This window comes from Laspinema olomoucense D3b (assembly GCF_025370785.1).
Taxonomy (GTDB): domain Bacteria; phylum Cyanobacteriota; class Cyanobacteriia; order Cyanobacteriales; family Laspinemataceae; genus Laspinema; species Laspinema olomoucense.
In genome coordinates, this window is the sequence record NZ_JAMXFA010000062.1 from 1 (window position 1) to 26697 (window position 26697).

Below are 26697 nucleotides of genomic sequence, written 5' to 3' on the forward strand. Positions count from 1 at the left end.
AATGTAGGTCTCATTTGTGGTTGTGGTAAACAACAAGTGTACTACGTTGGCCCTCCCTTTTTTTGGCGAAGGTATTGTTTTGTGAAAGGGCTTCTACCTTTTTATATAAACTGGTCCTATTGGCGATTAAGAAAATGGTTTCTTCGGGGCGATCAGTCAGGCAACAACGAACCGATTTTCTAGATGAATAGCAAATATAACTTGCCCTCCATTCAGAACAGAGTGTTCCTCTTTTACAGGAACAAAGAATAGCCCTTTCTTTAAGGCGATCGGTCAATTAGCACCGAACTGAGCAGAAAAGAAGGCACTGCTCCAGATTTCAAACCCTCGATTATTGCCAACCCGCTATCGAAACGAAACCTTCCCCCAGAGGCAGTCATCTACCTGCAAGAGACCTCGTATTATGAACACAATAAACGCTCTCAGGAGGGCGCTCGTTTTTCAAGTGCTCAAAATGAGCACTTGAAAACTGTGGAGGAGCAAACCTCTGGGCATGGGTGAAAAGTTCTTTTACCCGATCGCGCCCAAACTCCCACTCTGTCTCGCCCCGGCGATTTCCCACGCTGAACTATCCGCACCTGAACTGTCGGAGTCAATACTTATTAATGAGCGCACGGGGGAACCCAAAGCTAGACTGTAGCTGATCGCCAGCCAAAACTCTTGGAATTAGGAAGCTTTCACCTCGGATTCCCCTACCCGGTCCCGTGGGATTTCACGGCATTCTGAGGAATCTGCATAAGGAAAGCCGGAATCGGAATTAACGAATCCTGGATCGGGCGATTAGAACTGGCGCGAATGAGAGTGATGCCACGCGGGAGAATCCCTGCATCAGTGCCCAGGAGGAAAACTGGACACTAGACAACTGGCAGTTTGTCGGCGCTTAACTGCGGCGGGTGGAGTCGCACTGAAACCTTGGCGGGTTACTGAACCGATCGCACCTTTGGCAATCATTTGGAACTGAACCCAGTCACTCCAGGTATTCAGGGGATATCGGTCACACGAGATTCTTCGCCCCGTTGTTCAATGAAGGTGGTCAACTGCTCTTGATGATGAGTCTGATGGTTGAACAGATGATTCCCCAAACTACAGGTATATATCCTGCACCGTTGCGGGTTAGAATGGCTGGCATATTCAAAGGGTTGCCTTAACCTGTGGAGAACCCCAAAAATTAATTACATTCCCAGCCAGCCTTGATACGGCTGGAGCGATTAGCACATATCGCAAATGCCTTAGTATTAAGAAATGGGGCAGAAGTTTTACGGACAGCGCTGTCCGTAAACATGATAATTTCTGGAGCGATTAGCTTGAATATAGCGATTTTAAATTTTTGGTTTTGGCATCCCTCGAACCTAAATGCACATCTAGCATCGCAACCCAATACCTGAATTCCCAGCAAAATTAGCCTCCACTCAAACAGGGTGGGGTCCTACTCGCCAGGGAAAAGAATAGCTCCTCCGTTTTAGGCGATCGGTTAGTCACCACCAAAACGGAAGAGGTTTGGTCATCGGGTCATCGGACCGAGGCTTTATTCGAGGGGATCACTCAATCAGCCATTGACCCGATCTCCCACTGAAGAGGATCAACCTAGTTGCTGTTGCATCGTTCTGAGCATAAACTAGACTGAGGCGACTAATTCAACAAAATCACTGAAATTATTATGGAACAAGATCTTGTTGGGGGGATTATAACTCCGCTATAGCAAACTGGGATCAGCCTCTCTCGACCGCAAAACTAGGTCTTTGCCGGTAGCGGATTCAGTAGATGCCACCCAGCACCAGCTATGCCGTAGGCTATCGCTATATATTGCTCATTGGTCATGCGCCATTTGCCCTGGGCCTTTAATCAAGGGATCAGTAACCAGTGAGCAACCTCGAAAAACTTTTTTCAGAAATTTGCATAAAAGTTGTCCATCAAGGCGATAGGTAAGTGTAACCTGCTGTTTGAGGAGCTATGCTGATAGTCAATCTACTTTTACGCGCCCTTCCTAATCCCAGGGGAGCCAATATGGATCCCTTATGTGTCAATAAAATTCAGTAAAAATACTGATGCCTGGAAACATCAGAAAAGATTTAATGAGTGGTAACCAAAATTTATTATTGACAGTAAAAAGCAATCTCTGTTCCCGAACACTTATGGGTTCCCATAGCTTTTATTCCGGGTCCAGTGTGTTAAATTTTGTGAACACTCGTTAAAAGGGTCAGGAGTTACGCAGTGGGAGAAAACGTAATCCAGGGGGACCTCCAAGTAAGAGTTCACGGTAGAGCGAATAACTTTTAGTTTGGACTCATACTTACTAAATAATGCCAGTATTAAAAGGGTAATTAATTTTTATGGCAGGTTTTAAAGATAGACCCGGACAAAAAGTAAATACAATCAAAAACCTTTTGAAGGAAAGATACAAGCAAGGCTTTCCAATTATCAAAGAAATTATTCAGAATGCTAACGATGGTCAGGCCACTACATTAGATTTTGGTATATCTCAAGGCTTAGGTGATTCTGTTACGCATCCGTTACTGAAAACTCCTGCCTTGTTTTTTCTGAACAATGGGACCTTTACTAAATCAGATCAAGAATCAATTACCTATTTTGGTATTGATGCTAATGCTAAAGACCGAGGGAAAATAGGAAAATTTGGCTTAGGTCAAAAGAGTGTTTTTCACTTCTGTGAAGCTTTTTTTTATATTGCTTTTTCTGAATCTATACCAGGCGGCTGCGGAGAATTTATTAATCCTTGGGCAACTCCTGATGGTAAAGATTCTAAAAGACCAGAATGGGTCGAGCTTTCTAAGGAAGATAGGGAATCTTTACAAAAATGTTTATTCACTCATAATTTAGTTGATAGTAACAATCCTACTGCATCTTTCTTTTTATTGTGGGTTCCTCTGCGTCATAAAATGGCAGATGAACGGTGTATTTTAGCTAATTACTATGAGAGTATTAATTCGGTTCAAGAAAGTTTTCCAGAAGATATGGAAGGACGAATCGGGCAACTATTACCGATGTTGCGTCATCTCCATACTATCAGATTTTTCATAGAAAATAATAAAGGTAATCTTAAACAAAATTTTTCTGTGTCTTTGTGTTCGGACGATTCAAGTTTGTTATCACGCTGTATTTATCCCAACACCACAAGTGAAAGCATAAAACCTGACAAACATGAACTCCAAGGTAAAATTGATTTAAGTTCAAATCAATTAGGAATTAAATTTGCAGGGCAAGAAAACGTTCTATCTGCTACAAATTTTTATTCTTTGTTAAATGATTCGGCCAACTTAGGTCAAAATAATTTTTGGATTAAGTTACAGCAGTCTCCTTTTTGGAGTAAAAGAGCTTCTATCAATGAAGATAATGGTGAAGATGAAATTGTCCCTGACAAATCAATTCCCCATTGTGCTGTCGTTTTAACACAACAATCTTTAGAAAATAAACCCAAAGCAAAATTAACTTTGCAGTGGACGGTTTTTCTTCCATTAGCTAGTGAGGATAACCATTCCCAACAAGAAGAAGCAGAACAAGAAGCTCATGAAGAGATAAATTGTGATGGAGATAAAGACTACACAATTTTTCTTCATGGTTATTTCTTTCTTGATTCCGGCAGAAAATATATAGAAGGACTTAGGCAGATCAGGAAAAATTCATTTACACAAAAAATTCCTGAAAACGAAGATGAAATGATTGAGCAGTGGAATTATTTATTGGCAACTAGAGGGACTTTACGGATTGTATTACCTTCTCTCCAGCAATTTCATGAAAAACATAGCTTAACAGATGTAGAGATATCAAATCTTTGTAACGCAATTTTGAAATCAAGATTGTTCGCCAGCACAGTTTATCGCCAAAGTGTTTGTGCTGAACATCAGTGGATATTCCGGACTCAACCATCAAATAACGGTTGGGAACTGATTTCAGTGAATGAAAATTTGCGATCGCTTCCGGGTATTCCTCCGAAGTGGGAAGCATTTCCTGCATTGCAAAACCTCGCTCAAAATAATTATTTTATTATTGAAGGTAAGCCCAATCTTTTATTTACAGGTAAAAATTGCAGATGGGAAAAGCAGGAAATATGCTCTGTCATTGATTCCCTTAACCCGAAGTTAATCTTTTCAAATCCTAATTATCTTCGATACTTAAGTGAATTTTTGAAGCTACAAGAAAATATTATAATTCAGCAACCCGAAGTTCAGACAAGTTTAATCAATTTACTTCGTCAAGGATTTAGAGAAGTTGACCTCTCTCATTTACAAGGAGAATCTTTAAAAGATTTCGTTCGGCAACTTGTTTTAAAAATTAAACCTGACCAACGTTTTAAAATCAAAAAGTTTCAAGACAATACAGCTTTAGGGGTTGTTTTAAATCATATTTATCAACTAAAAATAAATCTGTTTCTGGTTTATGAAAATTTTGAAGTTTTGCCAGAAAGTCAAGGTGTCTTAAGAGGAGAAGAATTAATATCTATCCTTAGCTGTTTAAATGATTTTATTCTAAAAACCGAAACTTCTAGCTATCAAGAACTCGCTTGCCAAATTATTTATCAAGTTTTGTCATCAACCAACCATGTTGAAGAGGCACTAAATAAACTCTCTGATTTTTCTTTATTTATTGGCTACAATTATCAAAGAGAACAAAAAGTCTTGTACAATTATGCCCAATTAAAAAAGTATCACCAAAACAATGTTTTATTTAAAGGAATATGGAAAAGTCCCATCTCTACCGCATTAAAAGAAGCTCTGCCAAACACAGATTTAATCTTTATTGACAAAAAGGTAGATGAAATTTTTGGTAAAATTTCATCTCTGAAAAATATACCGGAATGCGATGCCAAGAGTTGTCTGCAACTTTTGGCCAAACGACCCGAGTTAGCTCAAGCCGATCAACGAACTAATCTTTTAAAGGAACTCATTAACTATGTCTAAACAACTACGATATTTTCTACATGGTCAAAAAGACAAGTATGAAGACGACAAAACTCCTTTATATGTCACGGCACAAGAGAGTACACTTTGGCAAAAAGTAGGGCAGCAAGTTCTTAATAAAAAAGGCGAGGGCTGGCGCTTACTTGATTCGGCATTAGTAGAGCATATTCCTTCAGCAAAGTGTGAAAAGTTAGGAATTAATATTCTCGAATCTGAGCAAGTTGTGGATTTGATTCGAGAATTGGGGGCAGAATGTGTCGATGGAAGTTTACTAGAATCCTCTGAACGCTGTCAGCTACTCGCTTATCTCAGCCAAAAACCCACGAATGAAGATTTGTGGAAATCGTTGCAACTTCACGAAACTACAGATGGCAGACTGGAATCAATCGAGTCCGATAGAGTATTTTTAGAAAATCCCGATTTCCCTTTAAATCCTCTCCTAAAAGATTGGATCGTCCTCGTTAAACAAAATCGAGAAATTCAACAAAACTGGATACCCATCTGGACTGCTCGGGAGGCCATCGTTACAATTCTCAATCTCCCTAATCCTCATGTATATTGCGAGTTGGTTATTAATGCAATACCTCAAATATTAGCACAAGATAAACAAGAACTAAGAGATAGTTTAAAAATGACCCCTTGGCTCCCTAACAAATTAGATGGCCAAGGGATTTGTCCTAAAAATGTCATAAAATTCCCTCCAAATTTAGAAAAGCACCAAGAGAAAATTGCTCAGTTGGAGGAAACTAAGTATTCTGAAAAAGTGATCCCCGAAAAAGTTCAAAGAAGCCAGGGATATTCTTCAGCTAGAAAATACTTTACTCCTTGGGATTCTGAGGAAGTCATCAAAAAGATTTTAGTTCCCAATCAATCTTTGGAATATTGGCAGAAATTCTGCCCCGTTATTTTGGATGCAATGGAAAATGGTAACATTTCTGAACACTTAAAACTATTGGTGGAAGAAGAAAACTGGATACCTTTAAATGACCGAACCATCAGACTCAGCCAAATTTTGGAGATTATTCCGAGTCAACTTCAAAAACATTTACCCACATTAGTGGACTTAAGCAGTGGAGAATATATAGAAAGGTTAGAGCTTCCTCAACGAATTACAGGACATCAAAGCTTTAAATTTTTGAAGCCCTTTTTTTTAAAATGGCGAGAACCTGAAATTATTAATTTTCTTTTAGAACAACAAGAACCTCATCAACAGTGCCAGGTTATTATTGATGCTTTGAGTAACTTATTGAATAATTCCCCCAATCAGCAGAGCATCCAAGCTATTCTGAATCCACTAAAAACAAAAGATTGGTTAGTTACTAAAAAAGGCAATGCAGTGTTTCCTAAAAATATTCTGCATTATCAAGCGGTAGAACACGATATTGAGGAATTATTGCTGACGGCCGATTCTGAGTATATTACCTCTTCTCAACTCTCTGCCATCATTAGCTCTAGCGGTTGTTGGCAGTGGTTAACGGAGGAATTATTTATCACTCAGGATCAAGTTTTATACCAACTGGGTAAATTGCTAAAAAATGTCCCCGAGTATCAATTGGGTGAATTTAAAAAATTCCCTTTAGAAGAATGTTGGGATATATTCACAAAAATCGATGTAAGTTTTCTGCTAGGGTGGAACTTTGCCCGACAAGTCGGTAAAGGAAAATTTGAGGTAGTATTATTACCTAACTTGTTGGGTAAAATAAATGAGGACAATCTTTGGTTACTTCTTCAACGACTTTCCAACGCTACTTCTCAACCAGATGAAGTGACCGTAGATTTATTTAATGCTTACTTAGAATTGGCGGTTAACTATCCTACGTTCCAGGAAAGTATATTACCAAATATATGTCTTCTGAACCAAAAAAATAAATGGCAAACGCCTGACAAGGTGACCGGGGAGAAAAGAGAAAATATCAATAGTGCTTGCTTGTTAGATTCTAAGCAGGCTTTAATTATGAAGCGCTATTTAGAGTCTTTATCCCAAGAGAGTGACACTGTTTCCATATCACAAGAATTGTCAGCTAACATCAGTAATTATAGTATTTTACAAGATTACTTTCGTCCTTGGGAGCAGTATTGCTCGCCAGAGTTTATTGGTGCTTTTATAACTTTACTGATGGGCACCGATACCGACGTAAAAAGTCTGGCGCAATCTTATTTAGGTCGGCGTGATGTAGAGGCAATGCGTCAGAGATTGCTAGGAGAACAGGTCCATTCTATAGCAAACCGTGAATTTCATATTCATGTAGGGCAGGTCAGTGATCGTACCCGAATAGTCCGGTCAGTATTAGGAACTTCTTTTAGTGCTGACCTCCTTCAGTGTGAAAACCCTCAACACCTTTTTGTTAGTGAACTTCAACCCAATACTTTAGAGATAGAACTACTACCCATTGACCCTGAAAGATTTGGCAAATTAGACTTGTCATTACTTTTAAAAAAATCTGGCAAAGCAATATTGCAGGGAGTTTATCGGGTTAATATTTTAGATGTAGATGCTACGTGGGGAGATTTAGGACAGTCCGATCAACTAGATATTCAGGTAGCGAAAAACTTTTTGCTAGAAGGTGCGCCCTACATTATGAGAATGTTGGGAGTACATGAGCGAATTCCTGTCGTCAAAGACCTTTTAACCCAGTGGGACAATTTGCGCCACCAGAAAGCAGAACTGAACCAGCAAAAAAAAGATGTACGACATTTAGATAATCAAATTGAGAACTTAATCCTAAATTTATCTCGATTGCTGGAAGACGATTCTCCAGAAAATAAAGAGATCCGGGATGAATTGTGGCAAGCAGTTCGAGAAAAAATAAGACTGCACGGCTACCGTCCAGAAAGCATTCCCTTTGAACTATTTCAAAATGCTGATGATGCGACAACTGAATGGATGCAAATATCGCCTTCTTTAGAAATAGCCGAAGATAGAAAGCAATTTATCCTTGTGATAACTAAACACCAACTCTTATTTATCCATGCAGGTAGACCAATTGGTTGCTTTCAACATCGTGACGTTCCAGGGAAAGAATATCGCGATCGGGGGTTTGATCGCGACTTAGAAAAAATGTTAACTTTCAATATTTCTGATAAAGGTGAAAGTGTAACAGGTAAGTTTGGGTTGGGCTTCAAGAGTATCTATCTTGTCTGTAAGCAACCTCATGTTCTCAGCAAAAATTTAGGGTTTACAGTAGAGGGTGGACTCATACCATCACGTCTTAATTCAAAAAAAATAAACAATTTGAGACAACGCTTAGATAAATATATCAATCTGCCTGACGCCACCATAGTCGAATTAGAACTTGAAGCCGAATTTCTAGATAAAAATGTTATTCAGGAGTTTCAAGACCTTGCCCATATACTAATTGTATTTTCGAGGATTATTAAAAAATGTCGATTTGTAAATTTAAATGTTAATGTTAGTTCTCCAGAAATCAACCTGTTCTGGTCTCCAACATCTATCCCAGGCGTTCGCGGAGTAGAAGTTGGCAAGCATCACACCACTATAGACAGCAGTAGACAAGAATCGACCTTACTCTGTCTGAGAACTCAGGGAGATTCAGAAGCAGCATTACTTTTAGGCATTACGGAAAAAGATGGCCGTCTCATGGGAGCCTTGCCCCAGAATGTGCCGACATTTTGGGTGACAGCCCCCACACAGGAAATTCTTTCTTTAGGCTTTGCCTTGAATGCCAACTTTGACATTACAACCGGGCGAGAAAGCTTGGTGAAGTCATCCATTCGTAACCGCGAGTTAGCCGATCGGATAGGAAAGGCTCTGGGAGAGGTTCTTTGCTCTCTTTCCCGTGTGAGTCAGGAAAATTGGCTAACAATCGCAAAGATATTAGGACTTAAAACTGCTGATGAGTATGAGTTCTGGAACTTTCTGTGGACCGAGTTGGCAATTGCTTGGCAAAAAATAGATTTCAGTGATGGGCGTGAAATCATCCGTCGCATTTTGGGGGGCAATGGCGGCATGGGACATCTGATCACTCATTGTAAAGCTTTACCCAGTGGCTTGTATGATAACTATCGAAAACTTCTTTTAATGAGTGAGATCCGTTATCGAGTAACGGGTAAACTTTTAGAAGAAGAGTGTTTCTTAAAAATAAGCAATTGGTCACATTTTCAGACTAACTATCAGAGTCAACTTATTGCCCAAAGTCAATGGGAAAACGCCAAAAAACTGTTGGGAGAATCTTTTGTTCCCGAACATTATTCGGTGAGCAAACTTTGCTTGCTTGATGTGTTAAAAGCAGAAATTGGCCCTGAATCCCAGGTTATAGCATCACAAGCCAATCAAATTGGAGCAGTGATTTCTAAACACTTCTTATCTAGCTTAATTGGATTTCTAGAACAACAGGAACTCCAACGGTTCTTGCAAGAAGTTAAATTTATGTCTAAGGCAGAGACTTATTTACCTTCTGAGCAGTTGCTCTGCGCTTCTTCTAATGAGTTTGAAGAACGTTTTCTGGTGGGCTTTGCACCGGACAATTGTATTTTGCATCTTGATTATCAAAATACTGGGTTAGATTTTTTCTGGGCTTGTCGTTCCCGTAGAAAAAGTATTTCTATTGAAGAACTTATAGAATGGGCATTACAGGCAGAAACTTCAGAAAAACGTCAGGCAGTGCATCATTATCTGCTGTCTGGAGAAAAACGAGATGAATTAGCTGAAAAAATTTATGAAAACCTGACCGATTCATGGATAACGACTGATTCTAATCTCTTAGAGATTCTGGACGCATTGATTCAACTTGCTGTTAAGCGAGGATATCAAGCCCCAAATAATGATGAAAGTGAAATTACAGAAGATGAGGAAGATTTAGATGATTTCAATGATCCTAACATTGAATTTGAAAGCTATTGTACGGGCAATGAATTTTCTTTATCTCGCTCGCCAGCCGAACAAAAAGCCTTTGCACAAATGCTTTTAGAAGGGCTGTCTCGGCAAAACTCAACCTGGAAAGGATATATTTACCACTTTACTCATGTTGAGAATGCCGTTTCCATTATTCAGAGCGAGAAATTACAAGCCAGAAACTATTGCACTAATTTTTGCGACTCTGCGGGGTCAAACCTGATCGGGCAAACGGTCAATGATGTCAAAAACTTTGCGCGTTTCTATTTTCGACCCAAAACCCCTACTCAATGGCATAATGAAGCACTGGGCAAACGTCGCAACAACATTTATGCTCTTTGTCCTGTACCTATCTTTTTCCGATTCAATTTAAAAAAGGTGTTACAAACTCAGGGTAGTCGATGTGCTTTGAGTAATGGCAATCTTGCTTCTGTCAGTTCTAATTATGGAAATACTGCAAATTTTGTGAAGCAGTATTTTGATTTTGATAATGTCTACTCTACAATCCAAGAGGTGGGCCAAGCAACTTTTATGAGAGCGGCCCAACAAGAATTTATTGTACATCACTGCCTTGACTTTACTCAATTAAATTTGGAGGATATCACGATTGTTTGTCGAACCGAGCAGGATCGGCAAACCTTACTGACTTTGGTTGGTAAAGACTCGAAATATGCCAGCCGAATTAAAATTGAAGAAGATGCTGTTGGAGATGGCCTATTGTTCAATTACACAAATCCCAATATCCAAATTTTCAATGATAATGAATTTATCGATATCAAAATTGAAAAATATGACCAATATGCAAAAGTTATTGAGGGCAACCTAATCCTCAGCTTTTCACCAGACATTCCATTGGAGCGTAAAATTGTTTCTCCGTTTTCAGATATTTCTCAAATATCTCTTGGGGAATCAATCACGGTTAATGCTTTGCGCTCTATTAAGCTACAATCGAAGCCACATACTCAAATGAGTGTTTATTTTGAAGAATATGGTAAGCGTTGGTTAATCTATAAAAATGAACATTAAGGTTATTAAAGGAAATTTGTTCACTTCCCACTGTCAAACTCTGGTTAACACCGTTAACTGTGTTGGAGTGATGGGAGCAGGTATTGCTCTAGAGTTCCGGCTAAGATATCCAAAGATGTACTCAAGCTATGTAGAACTTTGCAAAAAAAATTTACTGGATGTGGGTCAGCTTTGGTTGTATAAGTCTAGCCGACGCTGGGTTCTTAACTTTCCCACTAAAAAGCACTGGAAAAATCCTTCCCAAGTAAAATTTCTGGAATTGGGACTCCAAAAGTTTGTAGATACTTACCGACAAAAGGAAATCACTTCGATTGCCTTTCCACTTCTGGGTACTCAACATGGCGGAATTCCCCAGAAAAAATCTTTGGAAATCATGAAATTTTATTTAGGGCAATGCGATTTGCCGATTGAAATATATATTTACGATCCCGGTTCAACTGATGATATTTTTCCTGACATCAAATCTCGTTTCCTTTCGCTCAAGGATGAAACTATTGTGGAAATAACTGGCTTAAAACAGCCATACATTAACAAAGTTAAGGAGGCGCTGCTTAACGATAGTATATCGAGTATTTCTAATTTATTGTCAGTAAAAGGGATAGGCATTACTACGGTAGAAAAAACTTTACTTGTTGTTAAGAAAAATTAGATATTAATCCTTACTCATGGCTTACATTTAGGGCTGTTTTATTCTAAAATTTTCCTCGCACCGAAACCCTAACCAGGAGAAAGTTTGACCCGCTTTTTTGGGGCAGAACCCTTAATCCCCAAGGGGAAATGGCCCCTTTTTGAGGCGATCGGTCAGCCACTACCAAACAGAGCAGCCAAGAATGGCTCCTCCATTCGGGGCGAGTGGCCAACTGCCACCAAGACCGATCGCCTGATTAAATCCCCAGGACAACTGGTCCCAGCGCTAACCAATGTGGGCCTATTGGCCCTTTCCTTCGGGGTGATCGCCTACGGCATAGCTGCGCTTACGGCTCAACGGCTATCGAACTGCTCACCCGATGAGAAGAACGAATCTAGCGGTGAGTGAATCCCACAATGATTTCCACGGAGACTAAGCCAACCCACTGCACAAAATCCTCACAAAAAGGATCAGAGATACCGAATGGGGTTTTGCCCACCTTCGGCAAACTCAATCCAATTTAGAGAAGTAAGCCCAATGTACTGAAGATGAGTTAGCCGAATATTATATCGGCCTTCTAGGGTTGAAGGCTCTACTCCCGCATAATTTCCTATGTATAAACTATTCGTGTTTTTATCATCGTCACGATGGTAAAGAATAACGCGATCCACTGTACGATTAAGACTTATTTTCCACTCACCCGTTAAACCCGTATTATCCTCCTGAATAACAAACTTTTGGCCATGTGTAAAAATAACAATTACGTTCTCGTCTTGCTTGATAAAATCCCGGGCTTTCATAAATGGTTCCTTTAATTAGCAAATAAATACATTCAAGAACTCCCGCATTTACCAACTCCATCGACTGGCTGAGGAATTAGCTTGCTGGAGGATTAGAGCGGTTATAGAACCCGACCCAAATAGGCTTTGACGCTTTTGCCTAGCCAAAACTGGTCTTTGGGCTACTGGTTCTGTTATGACACAAAATCCAGAAAAAATATTAGGTTTGGTGGCATACAGAACAAAGCTTTCAGAATTTGTTTGACGAGAGATTCAAATAAACCTTAGCCAAACTCATACCCCCGCTCAACCCAGTAATGCCAGTCTGCAATTGCTTGTTGAGTCGGAGGATCTGCATCGGGAGCTTCTAATTGCATCAAGGGTACTGCCAGGGTATCGCCTTCCCAGACAATCTCCACGTACATTTCGCGCTCGCACTCATCTTCCGGTGCCAGACCCACTACTTCTACTGTTGTATCCACTTTTAGGGGAGATTTACGTTGCTTACTGATGCAGGTTGCGGTAAATGGAAATTGCATTGTGTCCTGTAGGTAGTAGTACCAGCCCATTACCTGTTCTTCAGGACTATATGCATCCACTACAATTTCCATTCTAATGCGTTCTTCGCGTTCGTTATTCTTTTCTACTTTTGGCATAAAAAAACTTTCAATTGTTGCTAAATTGTACACCGAGACTGAACACAAAAGAAGGGCTCCTTCCTTCGGGGCAATCAGTCAGCTACCGGAAGGATCTCCTTAGAAAACTCCTAGGAAAACTGACCCCGCCCTAAAAACAGACTGGTTTTATTGGCAGTGAAAAAGATGGCTCATTCCTTCGAGGGCATCGGTCACTCAGCAGCAAGACCTACCGCCTGAGTGAATCGCTTTCCCCAAATGCCCCCAAACCCCAGAGTAGTCCTATTCGCGATGTAAAAAAATGGCCCATTTCTTTGGGGCGATCGGTCAGCAAACGAAGCGATCGTCCACTGAGGAGGATTAGTCTAGTCGCTGTTGTATCGTCTGGACGATTTATCCCGGTTTTCCTCGCCAGGAGAATTTTTATCTTGCCCAGCAGTGCGACTCTGTAATCTGGAAGCGATCGCCCCTCGGGCAACCATCAAGAAATATTACAAAAGCCCTGTCTTAGGTTCCAAAATACAGCAACCGCGCTAAACAATAGGGAGAATAGTCCCGCTATTGTATTGGTCACCCACCCTGCCATGCCTGCCGATCGCTCCTCTAGTTTCACGCCCCAATCCGGTGATATCGTATTTTGCCGTCAGCGGCAGTGGGTGGTGATTCCGAGTGAGTCACCGGAGACGATTTGTTTGCGGCCCTTAAGCGGGAATGAAAGCGAAATCTTTGGTATTTACAAACCCCTGCTTCACCTGGACCCCATCGAAGAGACCAGTTTTCCTCTGCCGGATCCCAACGCCTTGGGTCAACAAAATTATCAAAGTGCTCAATTACTGGTAGATGCCGTGCGAATGAGCCTCCGCAGTGGAGGTGGGGCTTTTCGGTGTTTGGGACGGCTGTCGGTCCGTCCCCGCCCCTACCAAATGGTGCCCCTGTTAATGGCGTTACGTCAAGAAACCATGCGGTTGCTGATTGCCGATGATGTGGGGGTGGGTAAAACTATTGAGGCGGGGTTGATTTTACGAGAAATGCTTGATCGCCGAGAAATCAACCGGATTGCCATCCTTTGTCCCCCGCAGTTGTGCGATCAGTGGCAGCGCGAATTGGCCGAAAAATTTCATATTGATGCAGTGGTGGTGCGATCGGGGACGATTTCTAAGTTAGAACGGCAAATCCCCCAGGGCGATCGCCACCTGTTTGAATATTACCGCCATGTAATTGTCAGTCTCGATTACGTCAAATCCGATCGCCGCCGCGCCAGTTTTCTTGCATACTGTCCCGATTGTGTGGTGGTGGATGAAGCGCATACCTGCGCCAATCGCAGCGATAATCTGCAACAACGCTATCAGCTTTTATCCCAAATTGCTCAAAAAGCTGATCGCCATCTGATTCTGCTCACCGCCACCCCCCACAGCGGCATTGAGCGCTCGTTTATGTCTTTGATTGGCTTACTCAAACCGGAATTTGAGCAGTTTGAACTGGACAATTTAGCCGAAGCACAACGCCAACAACTTGCCGCCCACTTCATCCAACGGCGTCGGGTAGATGTGCGCGACTGGTTGGGGGATACTACCCCATTTCCCGAACGAATCGCTGAGGAAGCCGACTATACCTTAAGTCGGGACTATCGAGAACTATTTGAGCAGGTTTATGATTTTGCACGAGGATTGGTGAAGACTGGGGATAATCTCAGCCACGCCCAACGACGGGGGCGCTATTGGTCCGCATTGGCGATTATTCGCTGTGTGATGTCCTCTCCCGCCGCTGCTGTGGCGACTTTGCAACGGCAAGCGAGTCAAAAAGATGCCCCGGAAACTGACATTTCTCTGACTGAAGACCCTCTGTTTGATGAGGATTTAGCGGCAGCTTATGTCGATGACCCTACAGAACAAGAGCGGACCAGCGACCTCGCGCCGAGTATGATTGTGGAACGGGGGAAACAGACTTATTCCGATCGCGAACGGCGGTTGTTGCGCGAGTTCGTGAAGGCGGCACAAGGGTTGCAGGAAAAGGGCGATTCGGCTTCCAAGACCCTGGGCGATCGCAAACTGCAACGGACGATCGCCTTGGTAGGAGAGTTGCTGGAGGAAGGCAGCAACCCGATTGTCTGGTGTCGGTATATTGCCACGGCGAAATATGTGGCGTCGGCATTGCAGCAGGCGTTTGGAAGTAAGCGCAACAGTAATATTCGGGCGATCGCCATTCATGGGGAACAGTCGGAAGAGGAACGAGAAACTCGCCTAGCTGAATTGGTGCAATATCCACAACGGATTCTGGTGGCGACGGATTGTTTGAGTGAAGGGATTAACCTGCAAGAGCATTTTTCCTCGGCAATCCACTACGATTTGCCTTGGAATCCTAACCGCCTCGAACAACGGGAAGGACGGGTGGATCGCTACGGACAAACCGCAGAACGAGTGCGCTGTATTTTGCTGTTTGGCAAAGATAACCCGGTGGATGGGGCGGTTTTGGAGGTGTTGATTAGAAAGGCGGTGGAAATTCATCGCACCTTGGGGATTACAGTTCCGGTGCCAATGGATAGCGAAACGGTTTCGGAGGCGGTGTTTAAATCGTTGTTTGAACGGGCAACTGACGCCCGCCAACTGTCCTTATTTGAGTTGGGGGATGGTTCGAGTTTGGATGCAGTCCATCAAACCTGGGATCGGGCGGTGGAAAGGGAAAAACGGACTCGGACTCGGTTCGCCCAACGCAGCATCAAACCGGAGGAAGTGGAACGGGAGTTGGTGGAAGTCGATCGCGCCTTGGGTAAAGAGGCGGATGTAGAACGGTTTGTGCGGATTGGGTTTGAGAAGTTGCACTCGGCGTTAATCCAGTGTAAGGGCGGCTGGGAAATGCCCCGGGTTCCCGACTGCTTGCAACCGGCAGTCGGCAGTCGCCCCAAACGGATCACGTTTTATCATCCAGCGGCAGAAGGGGTGGAATATATCGGGCGCAATCATCCTCTGGTGGAGACGTTGGCTTGTTATGCGTTCGCCCAAGCCTTTGACCAAAATTCCGAGGCGATCGCTTCGAGATGCAATGTGATTGTTACGGATGCGGTAGCGCAACCGACGGTGTTGATGCTGTTACGCTTGCGTCATCGCCTGGAGAGTCGTCAGGACAATCCGCTGATGGTAGAGGAATGTTTGACGGTGGGGTTTACCGGAACTCCCAGCAATCCGCAATGGTTGGAGATGGAACGAGTCCAAACTTTGTTTGAGAAAGCGCAACCCACGGGAGATTTACCGTTAGTCCGACAACAGGCATCGATGGAAAATTTATTTAAGCGGTTGGACGAACTAAACCCGTTTTTGGATGAATTGGCTAAAGCGCGATCGCAGCAACTGGGGGAGGCACATCGTCGGGTTCGGGCGATTACTAAGGAAGGAAAAGTGCAGGTGAAGCCGATTTTGCCGATGGATCTGATAGGCGTTTATCTGTTGTTGGGCCATTCTCCTTGAGGAGACGCTTCCTGACTGCCAAGGGTGCCAAATTTCAATTAACCCCTTGACCAAACATGATACGATTCCGTTTATCTTCAAACTGCTAAAACTATGACCCCACTCGCTCATCTGACTGGAATCCGCTTTGAAGGCAATCTGATTGTCCCGGATATGGCCGCAGATTTGGCTTCGGGAGAGTTGAAAGGGCAAGCGGCGGCGGATTTTGGTCTCCAGAAAAATGTCAAACTGGAGGATGAAATGGCCTTGGCTTGGGGGGATGCCAAGGATTATTGGAATATTTTTCAACGGCGGTTGAGTCAACTGGATCCGCAGGATTTGGCGACGAGTTTGACTCGCGATCGCTGGGTGGTGCCTTTATTAAAATTGTTGGGGTATGACCCGATTTATACGGCGAAGGCAGCGGTGGTGGAGGGGCAAACTTTTGCGATTTCTCATCGGGCTGAATTGGGGGAAGAACGCCCTCCGGTTCATGCGATCGCCTGTCGGGTGGGTTTGGAACAACGTCCGCCTTCGGGAACGCCGCGCCTTTCTGCCCATGCTTTGATGCAGGAGTATCTCAACCGCACAGAACATCTGTGGGGGGTGGTGACGAATGGGTTGCAATGGCGGTTGTTGCGCGATTGTTCTTTGATGACTCGCCTCACTTATATTGAGTTTGATTTGGAATCGATTCTCACAAATGAGAATTTTGCGGAATTTCAGTTATTTTATCGGCTGTTTCATCGCACAAGGTTACCCCAGGATGCCCAAGAGGGCGATCTCTGTTTGTTGGAGTTTTATCACCAAGAGGCGCAACAGCAGGGGGGACGAGTCCGCGATAAGTTGCGCGATGGGGTGGAAAATGCCATTGTGCAGTTGGCGGATGGGTTTTTGCAACATCCGGAAAATCAGGGATTGCGCGATCGCCTCTCTTTGAAAAACAAGATTTCCCCCTCGCCTTCGGGCAAAGGGTCCGAGGGTCTGACTGCTGCGGAGTTCTATCGCTTTTTGCTGCTGCTGATTTATCGGCTATTGTTTTTGATGGTGGCGGAATCCCGGGAATTGTTGTTAGCAGGGGATGACCCCAATAATCATCGTATTTATCGCGAATATTATAGTATAGAACGGTTGCGAGCCTTGGCAGAACCCGTTTTGCCTTCTTCGGGACGGAGTGAGTATCGGGATTTGTGGCAAGGGTTGCAAGTCACGTTTCGCTTATTTGATGAACAGGGCAATGGGACGGTATTGGGACTCTCGCCGTTGAATGGGGATTTGTTTGGGGCGAATACTTTGGCGGTGTTGGAAGAGTGTGCCTTGGACAATCATAGTTTACTGCGCGCCGTGCGGTCGCTGTCTTTGTATGAAGAACGGGCAAGGTCCCGCCGGGTCAATTATGCTGCCTTGGATGTGGAAGAATTGGGCAGTGTTTATGAAAGTTTACTGGATTTATCCCCCCAGGTGCAGCAATCTGGCGGAATCTATCAGTTTCGCTTCAATGTGGGAACGGAACGGAAAACCACGGGCGCATATTATACGCCCCAAGCGTTGGTGGCGCAGTTGGTGAAATCGGCCCTGGATCCGGTGATTGAGAATGCTTTGCAGGCAGGGGACAACCTGGAAACTGCTTTACTTTCCCTGAAAGTTTGTGACCCCGCTTGCGGATCCGGGCATTTTCTGTTGGCGGCAGCAAGACGGATTGGGAAGGAACTGGCGCGGGTTCGGACGGGGGAACTGCAACCGGGTGGGGATATGTTGCGGCGATCGGTTCGCGATGCGATTCAAAATTGCATCTATGGGGTGGATATCAATCCCTTGGCGGTGGATTTGTGCAAGGTGGCGTTATGGATTGAAGGGTTCAGTCGCGGGATGCCGTTGAATTTTCTGGATCACCGGATTAAATGTGGCAATTCTCTGGTGGGAGTGTTGGATCTGGATTGTTTGGATGAGGGAATTCCCGATAATGCTTTTAAGGCAGTCACTGGGGATGAGAAAACGGTGGCGAGTAATTTTAAGAAGCGCAATCAGAACGAACTCAAAAATATCGAACAGGGTCAACTGGAACTGAATTTATTTGATACTAAAACGCAGGTTCGGCAAGACTATGTGAGTGAATGGCAGAAGTTGGTGGCGATTCCGGAAACCACGACGGAGGAGATTCGACGGAAAAAAGAGGCGTATCAGTTGCGGCATAGCGCTAAAAATGCCGGGTGGTGGCGCGATTTTACCGCGTGTAATTTGTGGACGGCAGCGTTTTTTATGCCGTTGACGGAACAGAATTTACAACTGATTCCGACTTCTGCGGGGTTGAAGCGGTTGTTAAATTCGGCAGAAGTGGAACAGTTGACGTTGGCAGATGCGATGTTGCAGCAAGTGGTGGAGGCGGCGAATCAGTTGGCGGCAGACTGTCGGTTTTTCCATTGGGCGTTGGAGTTTCCGGAAGTGTTTGATCAAGGTGGGTTTAGTTGCGTTTTGGGGAATCCACCTTGGGAACGGATTAAGTTGGAAGAAAAAGAGTTTTTTGCGGATAAGGATGAGGCAATTGTAACGGCGAAAAATAGTGCGGCGCGCAAAAAGTTGATTGCCAACTTGCTACAGACTCATCCCCAATTGGCGCAGGCGTGGGAGGATGCGAAGCATTTTGCAGATGCCCAAGGGAAGTTTGTGCGGGAGTCGGGGCGGTTTCCGTTGACGGCGATGGGAGATATTAATACTTATGCTGTTTTTGCAGAAACAGTGCGGAAGTTGATTAACAAGCAGGGTTATCTTGGAGTGGTTTTGCCTAGTGCTATTGCTACAGGTGATACAACCAAAGACTTTTTTGGAGATTTAATTCAACAAAAAAGTATAGTTAGTCTATTGGGATTTACCAATTGGGCTTTCATTTTCCCTGATGTTGGACATCGTTTTGCATTTTGCTTACTAACTTTATCCGGTCCAAAAGTCAATATTAACCAAGCAAAGTTTATTTACCACTGTCACTATTTTAAAGATTTAGAAGATAAAGAAAGATATTTTTTATTATCCAAGGATGACATTGAGTTAATCAATCCTAATACATTGACTTGTCCAATTTTTAGAACTCAAATTGATGCAGAAATTTCAAATAAAATATACCGCGAATTCCCAGTATTAGAGAATGAGCAGACGGGCGACAACCCTTGGGGGATTTCGTTTATGACCATGTTTCATATGTCAAATGATAGCAATGTGTTTTTTGACGACCGGGGAGAAAATCGCATTCCACTTTATGAAGCGAAGATGTTTCATATTTATAACCATCGCTATGGATTCTATACCGGGGAAATGCTAAATAGTGATCAGACCAATTTTAAAATTATCCCTACTCCATCACTGGAGCAATATCAGGATCCAAGTTTTTGCCTTAATTCCCGTTATTGGGTAGAACGCGCTGAAGTAGAAAATCGGTTGGCCGGTAAATGGGATAAAGAATGGCTGTTAGCATTTCGGGGAATAACATTAGCTGTTAATGAGCGAACCAATATTCCTTGCTTATTACCCAAGGTGGCAACAGGTAATAGTGCGCCTCTTATATTGCTTGCTGTAGAAAATACTCAGTTAATTTCTTGTTTTTTAGGTAGTTTAAGCAGTCTTATTTTTGACTTCGTAACTCGTCAAAAAGTTGGAGGAACTAATTTTAATTTCTTCATCGTCAAACAACTCCCCGTCATCCCCCCTGAAACCTACACCCCAGAAGATATCAAATATATCAGCAGTCGCGTCTTGGAACTGGTTTACACATCCTACGACTTACAACCCTTCGCCCAAGACATGGGATATGAAGGTGAACCGTTTATCTGGAACGAAACTCGTCGCGCCGTCCTTCGCGCTGAATTAGATGCTTATTATGCCAAACTTTATGGACTAACTCGCGATGAATTGCGCTATATTCTCGACCCTGCGGATGTTTATGGAGAAGATTTCCCTAGTGAAACCTTCCGGGTGTTGAAAAATAATGAAGTTAAGAAATATGGCGAATATCGCACTCAGCGACTTGTGCTTGCTGCCTTTGATCGCCTTTAGACCCTGACCCTAAATTCCTCTCCCTTCCCTCGGGGAGAGGGATTTGAAAAATTCCCCTCTATCCTTTACCCCAAACCCACCATGCAATTCAAACTCGCTGAGTTATTGTTAAACCTGGAACTCATTCGCAGTACCAGCACCTTTATCGCCCAAAAAATGGGAAAACTGGATTGTTCGGGTGTGGAAATTTTGACCGATGCACAATTAGAAGCGCTGTTTTCAGCAATTCCCAAAAGTTGGGATAGGGATGAGTTTAGTCAGGTTTTAGTGGCGCAAACCGTTAGCGATTCTCTGCGGGATTGTTGGGCGGGATTTTGGGGGATACCGGAAGGGGAGACGGTGAAGGAGGAGACACCTGAAGGCGTGACTAAGAACCAGGGGGTGAAGGATTCGGGGGGTGAATATTCGATTCAACCTGTTACAAAATTAGTTCCGGAATCTCTGGATATTCTGCAACTGCGCGATCGCGTGATTGGGGAATACCGCGAATATATCGAAAGTTTCCTGCAAATTCGCGACCCCCGCATCGAAAATTTTGTGGGGGAAGAACTCAATCGCGGTGCATTATGGCGCGATTCTCTGGTTCAACTCAATCCTGCCTACGCCAATGGCGCAACGATTACGGATTTAATCGCAGACCAAACCTTACATCCAGACTGTGCCAAATTCTTCCCCAGTTATCGCTTTTATCTGCACCAAGAACAAGCCTTTCGCTGCTATCGTCGCCAAGATGCCTATGTCTTAACGACGGGAACCGGGTCAGGTAAAAGTCTCAGTTATGTGGTGCCAATTTTTGATGATTTGCTGCGGGATCCGAACCCCAAAGGAGTCCGGGCAATTTTGGTCTATCCGATGAATGCCTTAATTAACTCTCAACTGGGAGAATTCGAGAAATTTTTAAATAAAGCATTTCCCGGTTCATCGGTTCCAACGATTCGCGTCGCCTCTTATACCGGACAAGAAAACCAAGAAACCAAAATCGACCTGCAAAACAATCCGCCTCATGTTTTGCTAACCAATTATGTGATGTTGGAATTGATGTTATCCCGGGTTCACGAACGCCCGTTTGTGGAATCGCCCAACTTACGCTTTTTAATCTTAGATGAACTGCATACTTATCGGGGTCGCCAAGGGGCGGATGTGGCAATTTTGGTGCGGAAATTGCGGGAACGTTGCGGGCAAAATCTCCTCTGTATCGGCACTTCGGCAACAATGGCAAGCGATGGTAACCGGGAAAATCGCCGTCAAACCGTGGCAGGAGTGGCGAGTCAACTCTTCGGGGTGGAGATTCGCCGGGAAAATGTCATAGATGAAACCCTGAAACTGGCGATCGCCCGGGAGGAACCCACCCCAGAAGAACTCGCCGCCAGCATCACCGCAGAGTTACCGAGCGATCGCAGTTTAGTCCAATTTCGCAACCATCCGTTAACGGTGTGGTTAGAACGTCAGTTGGGATTGCAACAAGAAGGCGATCGCTGGATTCGGCGAACCCCCATTTCTTTAGAACAAGGGGCGGAAGAATTGTTCCAACAAACGGGCATCGACCGCGACTGCTGCCAGGACAAATTGCGGCAAATGCTGTTATGGAGTCAATCCCCTGAGACCCTCTCCCAGAAAGGAGAGGAAGGGGGACGGTTGCATTTTCGCCTGCATCAATTTATCTCCCAAGGGGGGAACGTTTACGCCACCTTAGAAGCCAGGGACAACCGCCAACTTACCCTGGATGGACAATATGCCACCACCGGCGGACGATTGTTATATCCGATTGTCTTTTGTCGGGAATGCGGTGAGGATTATTATGGGGTACGCTACGACCGCGAACAGGAGATGGTAACCCCGCTTGCCGGGAGTGAGAGGGAAGGCGGCGAGGAACAGGAGGATTATAGCGAAGGCTATCTGACTTTAGCGGAAGGGGACATCTGGAGTGACTCCGACAGCGATCGCCTGCCGGATACTTGGTTTAAATTCACCAAACGAGACGGACGAACCCCGAAACCGGCCTATCTCCCTTTTATGCCCCAAAAACTCTACGTTTATGCTAACGGCAAAGTCGAAACCCGGGCAGTTGCCCAGCATACACAAAACCGTCCCACCCCGGTTTGGTTCATTCCCCGCCCGTTCCTGTTTTGCCTGAATTGCGGCATCGTCCACGATCGCCGAGGCAACGAATTCGCCAAACTCTCCCGCCTCAGTTCCGAGGGTCGCAGTACCGCCACTACCTTACTCTGTCTCTCCGCAGTTAGTCTATTAAAAGCTAATCCTACCATCGCCCCAGGTGCGGCAAAAATCCTCAGTTTTACCGATAACCGCCAAGATGCCTCCCTGCAAGCGGGACATTTCAATGATTTCATCCAAACCAGTTTACTGCGATCGGCCCTCCACGGCGCATTGCAACAACACCAACGGTTAACCTATGCCAACTTACCCCAAGCGGTATTTGACCAGTTGGGGTTAACCCAAACCGACTACGCCGCCAATGCTGCCGACTATGGCGCAATGGCGGATAAAAACGAAAAAACCTTCAAACGGGCGATCGAATATCGACTCTACGAAGACTTGCGGCGCGGTTGGCGGATTGTCCAACCCAATTTGGAACAATGCGGGTTGTTGACGATTGAATATGAGGGATTGGCGCAGTTGTGCAAGGCAGACCAACTCTGGGAAAAGGGTCACTTTGCCTTAATGCGGGCGACCCCAGAGGAACGGTTGCGCTTGCTAAAAACCCTGCTGGATCTGTTGCGTCGGGAATTGGCAATCGATGCCAAGTTGCTGCAACCAGACGAACTCGAACGCCTCCAACGCGAAGCAAGTCAACAACTGAACGAACGCTGGGGCATTGAATCTGGGGAACGGTTGCGTTCGGCTGCTTCGGCTTCCCTGAAGTCGGGACAGACTGGGGGTTCCCGGCGAAAAGGCGATCGCACCGAAATAAAGCTTACGGACCGCAGCAAGTTTGGACGCTTCCTCAAACATCATTTTGACCTATCCGGGGCGGAAGTGGAAGGGGTAATCGCCAATTTAGTCGAGATTTTGCAAGGCGGGGGGTATCTCTCCCCACAACCGGGCGATCGGTTTCAGCTATCCGTGGCAACAATGGTTTGGTGTCACGCCCAGCTGGACAAAATCGAAGCAGATTTACTCTCCCGCAAATATCTCACCCGGGAGGATATCCCCACCACCCCAGTCAATCAATTTTTCAAACAATTATACCAATCCCAAACCACCCATTTGCGCCAACTGCAAGGGCGGGAACATACCGGACAAGTGCAATCGCGCGATCGCCAGGAACGAGAACGTCAGTTTCGTTCAGGGGAACTCGCCGCCTTATTCTGTTCCCCGACAATGGAACTCGGAATTGACATCTCCGATTTGAACGTCGTCCACTTGCGAAATATCCCCCCCAACCCCGCCAACTACGCCCAACGTAGCGGAAGGGCGGGACGCGGGGGACAGGCGGCGTTGGTGGTGTCTTACGCCTCCCGGGGAAGCGGACACGATCGCTATTTTTACCAACGTCCAGAACAAATGGTTGCCGGTGCGATCGCGCCACCCAAGTTAGAATTAGGCAACCAGGATTTACTCAAATCTCACTTACATTCTATCTGGTTAGCTGCCACTGGGGCACTATTGGGCAGTTCCATGAATGAAATCCTCGACTTAGAACAAGCGGATCAGGGATATCCCCTCAAACCCGGATTGCGCCACGAATTGCAGTTATTGCCAGAAGGATTACGTCGCTGTGGGGAACGGGCTGTTACTCTCCTCCAGGATTCCTTCTGTCAGGCAAATCTCACGGACAAATCCTGGTATTCGTCCCACTGGGTACAAAGTGTGTTTGACCGCGCCTTGTCGAGTTTTGATAGCGCCTGCGATCGGTGGCGCGACTTATACAGCGAAGCAGTCCGCCAACGGGATGAAGCGCGCCAAACCCTTGATCGCGTCACCATCGGCCAAGTCAGCACCCAGGAACGCCAAAATGCCGAACGTCTGGAACGAGATGCCCGCCGTCAGTTAAACTTATTAGTAGGAGAAACCGGCGGTTCTTCTTCACAAGATTTAGATTTTTATCCTTATCGCTACTTTGCCTCAGAAGGGTTTTTACCCGGGTACAATTTCCCCCGCCTCCCGATTCGTGCCTATATCCCTTCTGGTGAGAAAGGTAGTTTTATCTCACGCCCGAGGGCGATCGCCATCCGCGAATTTGCCCCTTCCAATATTGTATATTATGAAGGCAACAAATATCAAATTGCCCGAACGGCGATCGTTCGGGGTGCAGACATTCCCTATCAAAGAATTGCCGTCTGTGCCGAATGCGGCTATTTCCATGAGGGAGAAGCGGCAACACGAGAAACCTGCGAAAATTGCACAGCCCGATTAGTTGCCGATGAAAAAGGCAATCCCGCCAAATTGGATAAGGTGTTAAAGATGCAAACCGTCTTCACCCGACGGCGCGATCGCATCACCTGCGATGAAGAGGAACGGTTAAAATATGGCTACAATGTCACCACCCACTACCGCTTTGAAACCGACCCCCAACAAGCCCAAGTCACTTCAGCCACCGGCGAAACCTTGCTCGATTTAACCTATGGAGATGCCGTAGCAATTTGGCGATTAAATCGCGGATTACGAAAAAATAAAGAACGCGGATTCAAACTAGACCCGCAAACTGGCAATTGGGGAGAAACCGGAGAAAAACAGCAAAGCAGTCTCGACTCTATCCACCATGAAGTCCATTTAATAGTCCGCGAAACCAGTAACGTTTTGCTAGTGCGTCCCCAACAACTGCCCACAGAAGAAACCGAGGCATTTGTAGTCACCTTGCAATATGCGATCGAACGGGCAATCCAAGTGATTTACAAATTGGAGGAAAATGAATTATCCTCCGAACGTTTAGGGCGATCGCAAACCCTGTTATTCTGGGAATCCGCAGAAGGCGGCGCAGGAGTCCTCTCCCAAATTTTAGCCGACCCTAAATCCCTGCAACGCATCAGCCAAGTTGCCCTAGACATTTGCCATTTTGTCACCCCCAAACCCACCTGCGTGCAAGCCTGCTACGAATGCCTGCTATCTTATCGCAATCAATTCGACCATCCCCTACTCAATCGTACCTTAATCCACAGCTACTTGCAACAACTCGGCAGCAGTATAGTTCAGGGAAATTTTGGAGGCGATCGGGAGTCGCACTATCAGCAACTCCAACAACAAACCGACCCCAATTCCGAATTAGAACGCCAAGTCTTACAGGCTATTTACGAGAGTGGATTGCCCCTCCCCGACTCCGCCCAAGAGTTCCTATCTGTCGCCAATTGTAAACCCGATTTTATTTATCATCAATCAAAACTTGCCATTTTTTGCGATGGCTCCGTCCATGATACTCCCGAACACCGAAAAAAAGACCAACGCATCCGGGATGATTTGGAATTTTTGAGTGGTTATTCTCCCTTTACTATCAGTTACAAAGATAATTTGACAGATAAAATTGCCGAACTGAAAGCCTTTATGTGAATCTGGAAAACTGGCCCAGTAAATAACCAAATTGACAACAAAAAGGAGACGCCATAAAGCCAGGGCTGTTTCATTCTAAAATTTTGCCCCCGCCGAAACGGTGGGGGAATGAGATCGTGGTGGTTAGTCATGCGGGCTGTTTCATTCTAAAATTTTGCCCCCGCCGAAACCCTAAATGGGAAAAAGTTTGACCCGGTTTTTCGGGCAGTATCCTTAATTTCAAAGGGGAGATGGCCCCTTTATTCAAGGCGATTGCAAGTAGGCATAGCTGCGCTTACCGCTCAACGAGCACCAAACTGCTCGCCGGACTGAATCCACTGGAAACCCAACTCTGAACCCAAACAAAATTTGTACTGAAAAAGATGGCCCTTTCCTTTGGGGCGATCAGTCACTCAGCACCACACCGATCGCCTGAGAGAATCCCAACCAAAACTGGCCCCGACCCAAAAATGGAGTGGTGCTATTGGCGAAGGAAAAAATACCTCCTTCCTTCGGGGCGACTGGGCAATCAGCAGCAAGACTGATCGCCTAATGAATCAGCAACATAACTGGTCCCGACTCAAAACAAAGGGGTTTGGCAATCAAAAGATGCCTCCTTCCTTTGAGGCGATCGGTCAGTCAATCCCGAACTGAGCTTCCAAGAATGGCTCCTTTCTTCGGGGCGATCGGTCAACTGCCATTGAACCGCTCACCAAAATGGCTTCCAATTCAAAACAGAGTGGTCCGAGTTGTCAGGGAAAAATGGCTCCTCTGTTCGAGGCAATGGATCACTCACTCAGTCTGAGAGCGATCGCTCATCAGCAATTCTCATTTTGGAAAAACACTGTTCAAGTCCCCGGTATCCCTGTATGGTAATGATATCTGAGAAACCTAAG

The 26697-nt window shown here is 44.9% G+C and carries 10 protein-coding genes; 7 read left to right on the forward strand and 3 right to left on the reverse strand.

From position 1 onward, the window contains the following. Window positions 1–980 precede the first annotated feature (980 nt). The gene (locus NG792_RS29110) at window positions 981–1082 is read right to left on the reverse strand and encodes a DinB family protein (protein ID WP_353961719.1); all 102 of its coding nucleotides are present in this window, start codon (window positions 1080–1082) and stop codon (window positions 981–983) included. Between the two features lie 1248 nt (window positions 1083–2330). Here NG792_RS29110 and NG792_RS27090 point away from each other — a divergent pair. The 4 genes from NG792_RS27090 to NG792_RS27105 all read left to right on the forward strand — a co-directional run bounded on the left by NG792_RS27090 (window position 2331) and on the right by NG792_RS27105 (window position 11827). Continuing rightward, on the forward strand, window positions 2331–4913 hold the full coding sequence (locus NG792_RS27090) for a sacsin N-terminal ATP-binding-like domain-containing protein (protein WP_261237518.1): 2583 nt from the start codon (window positions 2331–2333) through the stop codon (window positions 4911–4913). Next, window positions 4906–10791: a DarT ssDNA thymidine ADP-ribosyltransferase family protein gene (locus tag NG792_RS27095; RefSeq protein WP_261237519.1), complete on the forward strand. Its 5886-nt coding sequence runs from the start codon at window positions 4906–4908 to the stop codon at window positions 10789–10791. The genes NG792_RS27090 and NG792_RS27095 overlap by 8 nt, the downstream gene beginning before the upstream one ends. Then, window positions 10781–11440, forward strand: coding sequence for a macro domain-containing protein (locus NG792_RS27100; RefSeq protein ID WP_261237520.1), 660 nt, complete (start codon window positions 10781–10783; stop codon window positions 11438–11440). Before NG792_RS27095 ends, NG792_RS27100 begins: the two co-directional genes overlap by 11 nt. 84 nt (window positions 11441–11524) lie before the next feature. Further along, window positions 11525–11827 (forward strand): hypothetical protein, encoded by a 303-nt coding sequence (locus NG792_RS27105; protein ID WP_261237521.1) that lies wholly within the window; start codon window positions 11525–11527, stop codon window positions 11825–11827. Window positions 11828–11889: 62 nt separating this feature from the next. Here NG792_RS27105 and NG792_RS27110 read toward each other — a convergent pair whose 3' ends face one another. Beyond that, on the reverse strand, window positions 11890–12219 hold the full coding sequence (locus NG792_RS27110) for a hypothetical protein (protein ID WP_261237522.1): 330 nt from the start codon (window positions 12217–12219) through the stop codon (window positions 11890–11892). Window positions 12220–12482: 263 nt separating this feature from the next. Next, a complete protein-coding gene (locus tag NG792_RS27115; protein ID WP_261237523.1) occupies window positions 12483–12902 on the reverse strand; it encodes a calcium-binding protein in 420 nt (139 codons plus the stop codon). Window positions 12903–13417: 515 nt separating this feature from the next. On the opposite strand from NG792_RS27115, the gene NG792_RS27120 reads away from it, so the two are divergent. The 3 genes from NG792_RS27120 to NG792_RS27130 all read left to right on the forward strand — a co-directional run bounded on the left by NG792_RS27120 (window position 13418) and on the right by NG792_RS27130 (window position 25822). Continuing rightward, window positions 13418–16294, forward strand: a complete 2877-nt coding sequence (locus tag NG792_RS27120) for a DEAD/DEAH box helicase (RefSeq protein WP_261237524.1) — start codon at window positions 13418–13420, stop codon at window positions 16292–16294. A 93-nt stretch (window positions 16295–16387) separates the two neighbouring features. Then, a complete protein-coding gene (locus NG792_RS27125) occupies window positions 16388–20317 on the forward strand; it encodes an Eco57I restriction-modification methylase domain-containing protein (RefSeq protein WP_261237525.1) in 3930 nt (1309 codons plus the stop codon). 81 nt (window positions 20318–20398) lie between these two features. Next, entirely contained in the window at window positions 20399–25822 is a 5424-nt protein-coding gene (locus tag NG792_RS27130) for a DEAD/DEAH box helicase (RefSeq protein ID WP_261237526.1), read from the forward strand. The last annotated feature ends 875 nt before the right edge of the window (window positions 25823–26697 follow it).

Excerpts from the sequence above, each read along its gene's own strand:
- NG792_RS27090 (WP_261237518.1), top strand. The coding sequence starts at position 2,331 with ATGGCAGGTTTTAAAGATAGACCCGGACAAAAAGTAAATACAATCAAA.
- NG792_RS27095 (WP_261237519.1), top strand. The coding sequence starts at position 4,906 with ATGTCTAAACAACTACGATATTTTCTACATGGTCAAAAAGACAAGTAT.
- NG792_RS27100 (WP_261237520.1), top strand. The coding sequence starts at position 10,781 with ATGAACATTAAGGTTATTAAAGGAAATTTGTTCACTTCCCACTGTCAA.
- NG792_RS27110 (WP_261237522.1), bottom strand. The coding sequence starts at position 12,219 with ATGAAAGCCCGGGATTTTATCAAGCAAGACGAGAACGTAATTGTTATT.
- NG792_RS27120 (WP_261237524.1), top strand. The coding sequence starts at position 13,418 with ATGCCTGCCGATCGCTCCTCTAGTTTCACGCCCCAATCCGGTGATATC.
- NG792_RS27125 (WP_261237525.1), top strand. The coding sequence starts at position 16,388 with ATGACCCCACTCGCTCATCTGACTGGAATCCGCTTTGAAGGCAATCTG.
- NG792_RS27130 (WP_261237526.1), top strand. The coding sequence starts at position 20,399 with ATGCAATTCAAACTCGCTGAGTTATTGTTAAACCTGGAACTCATTCGC.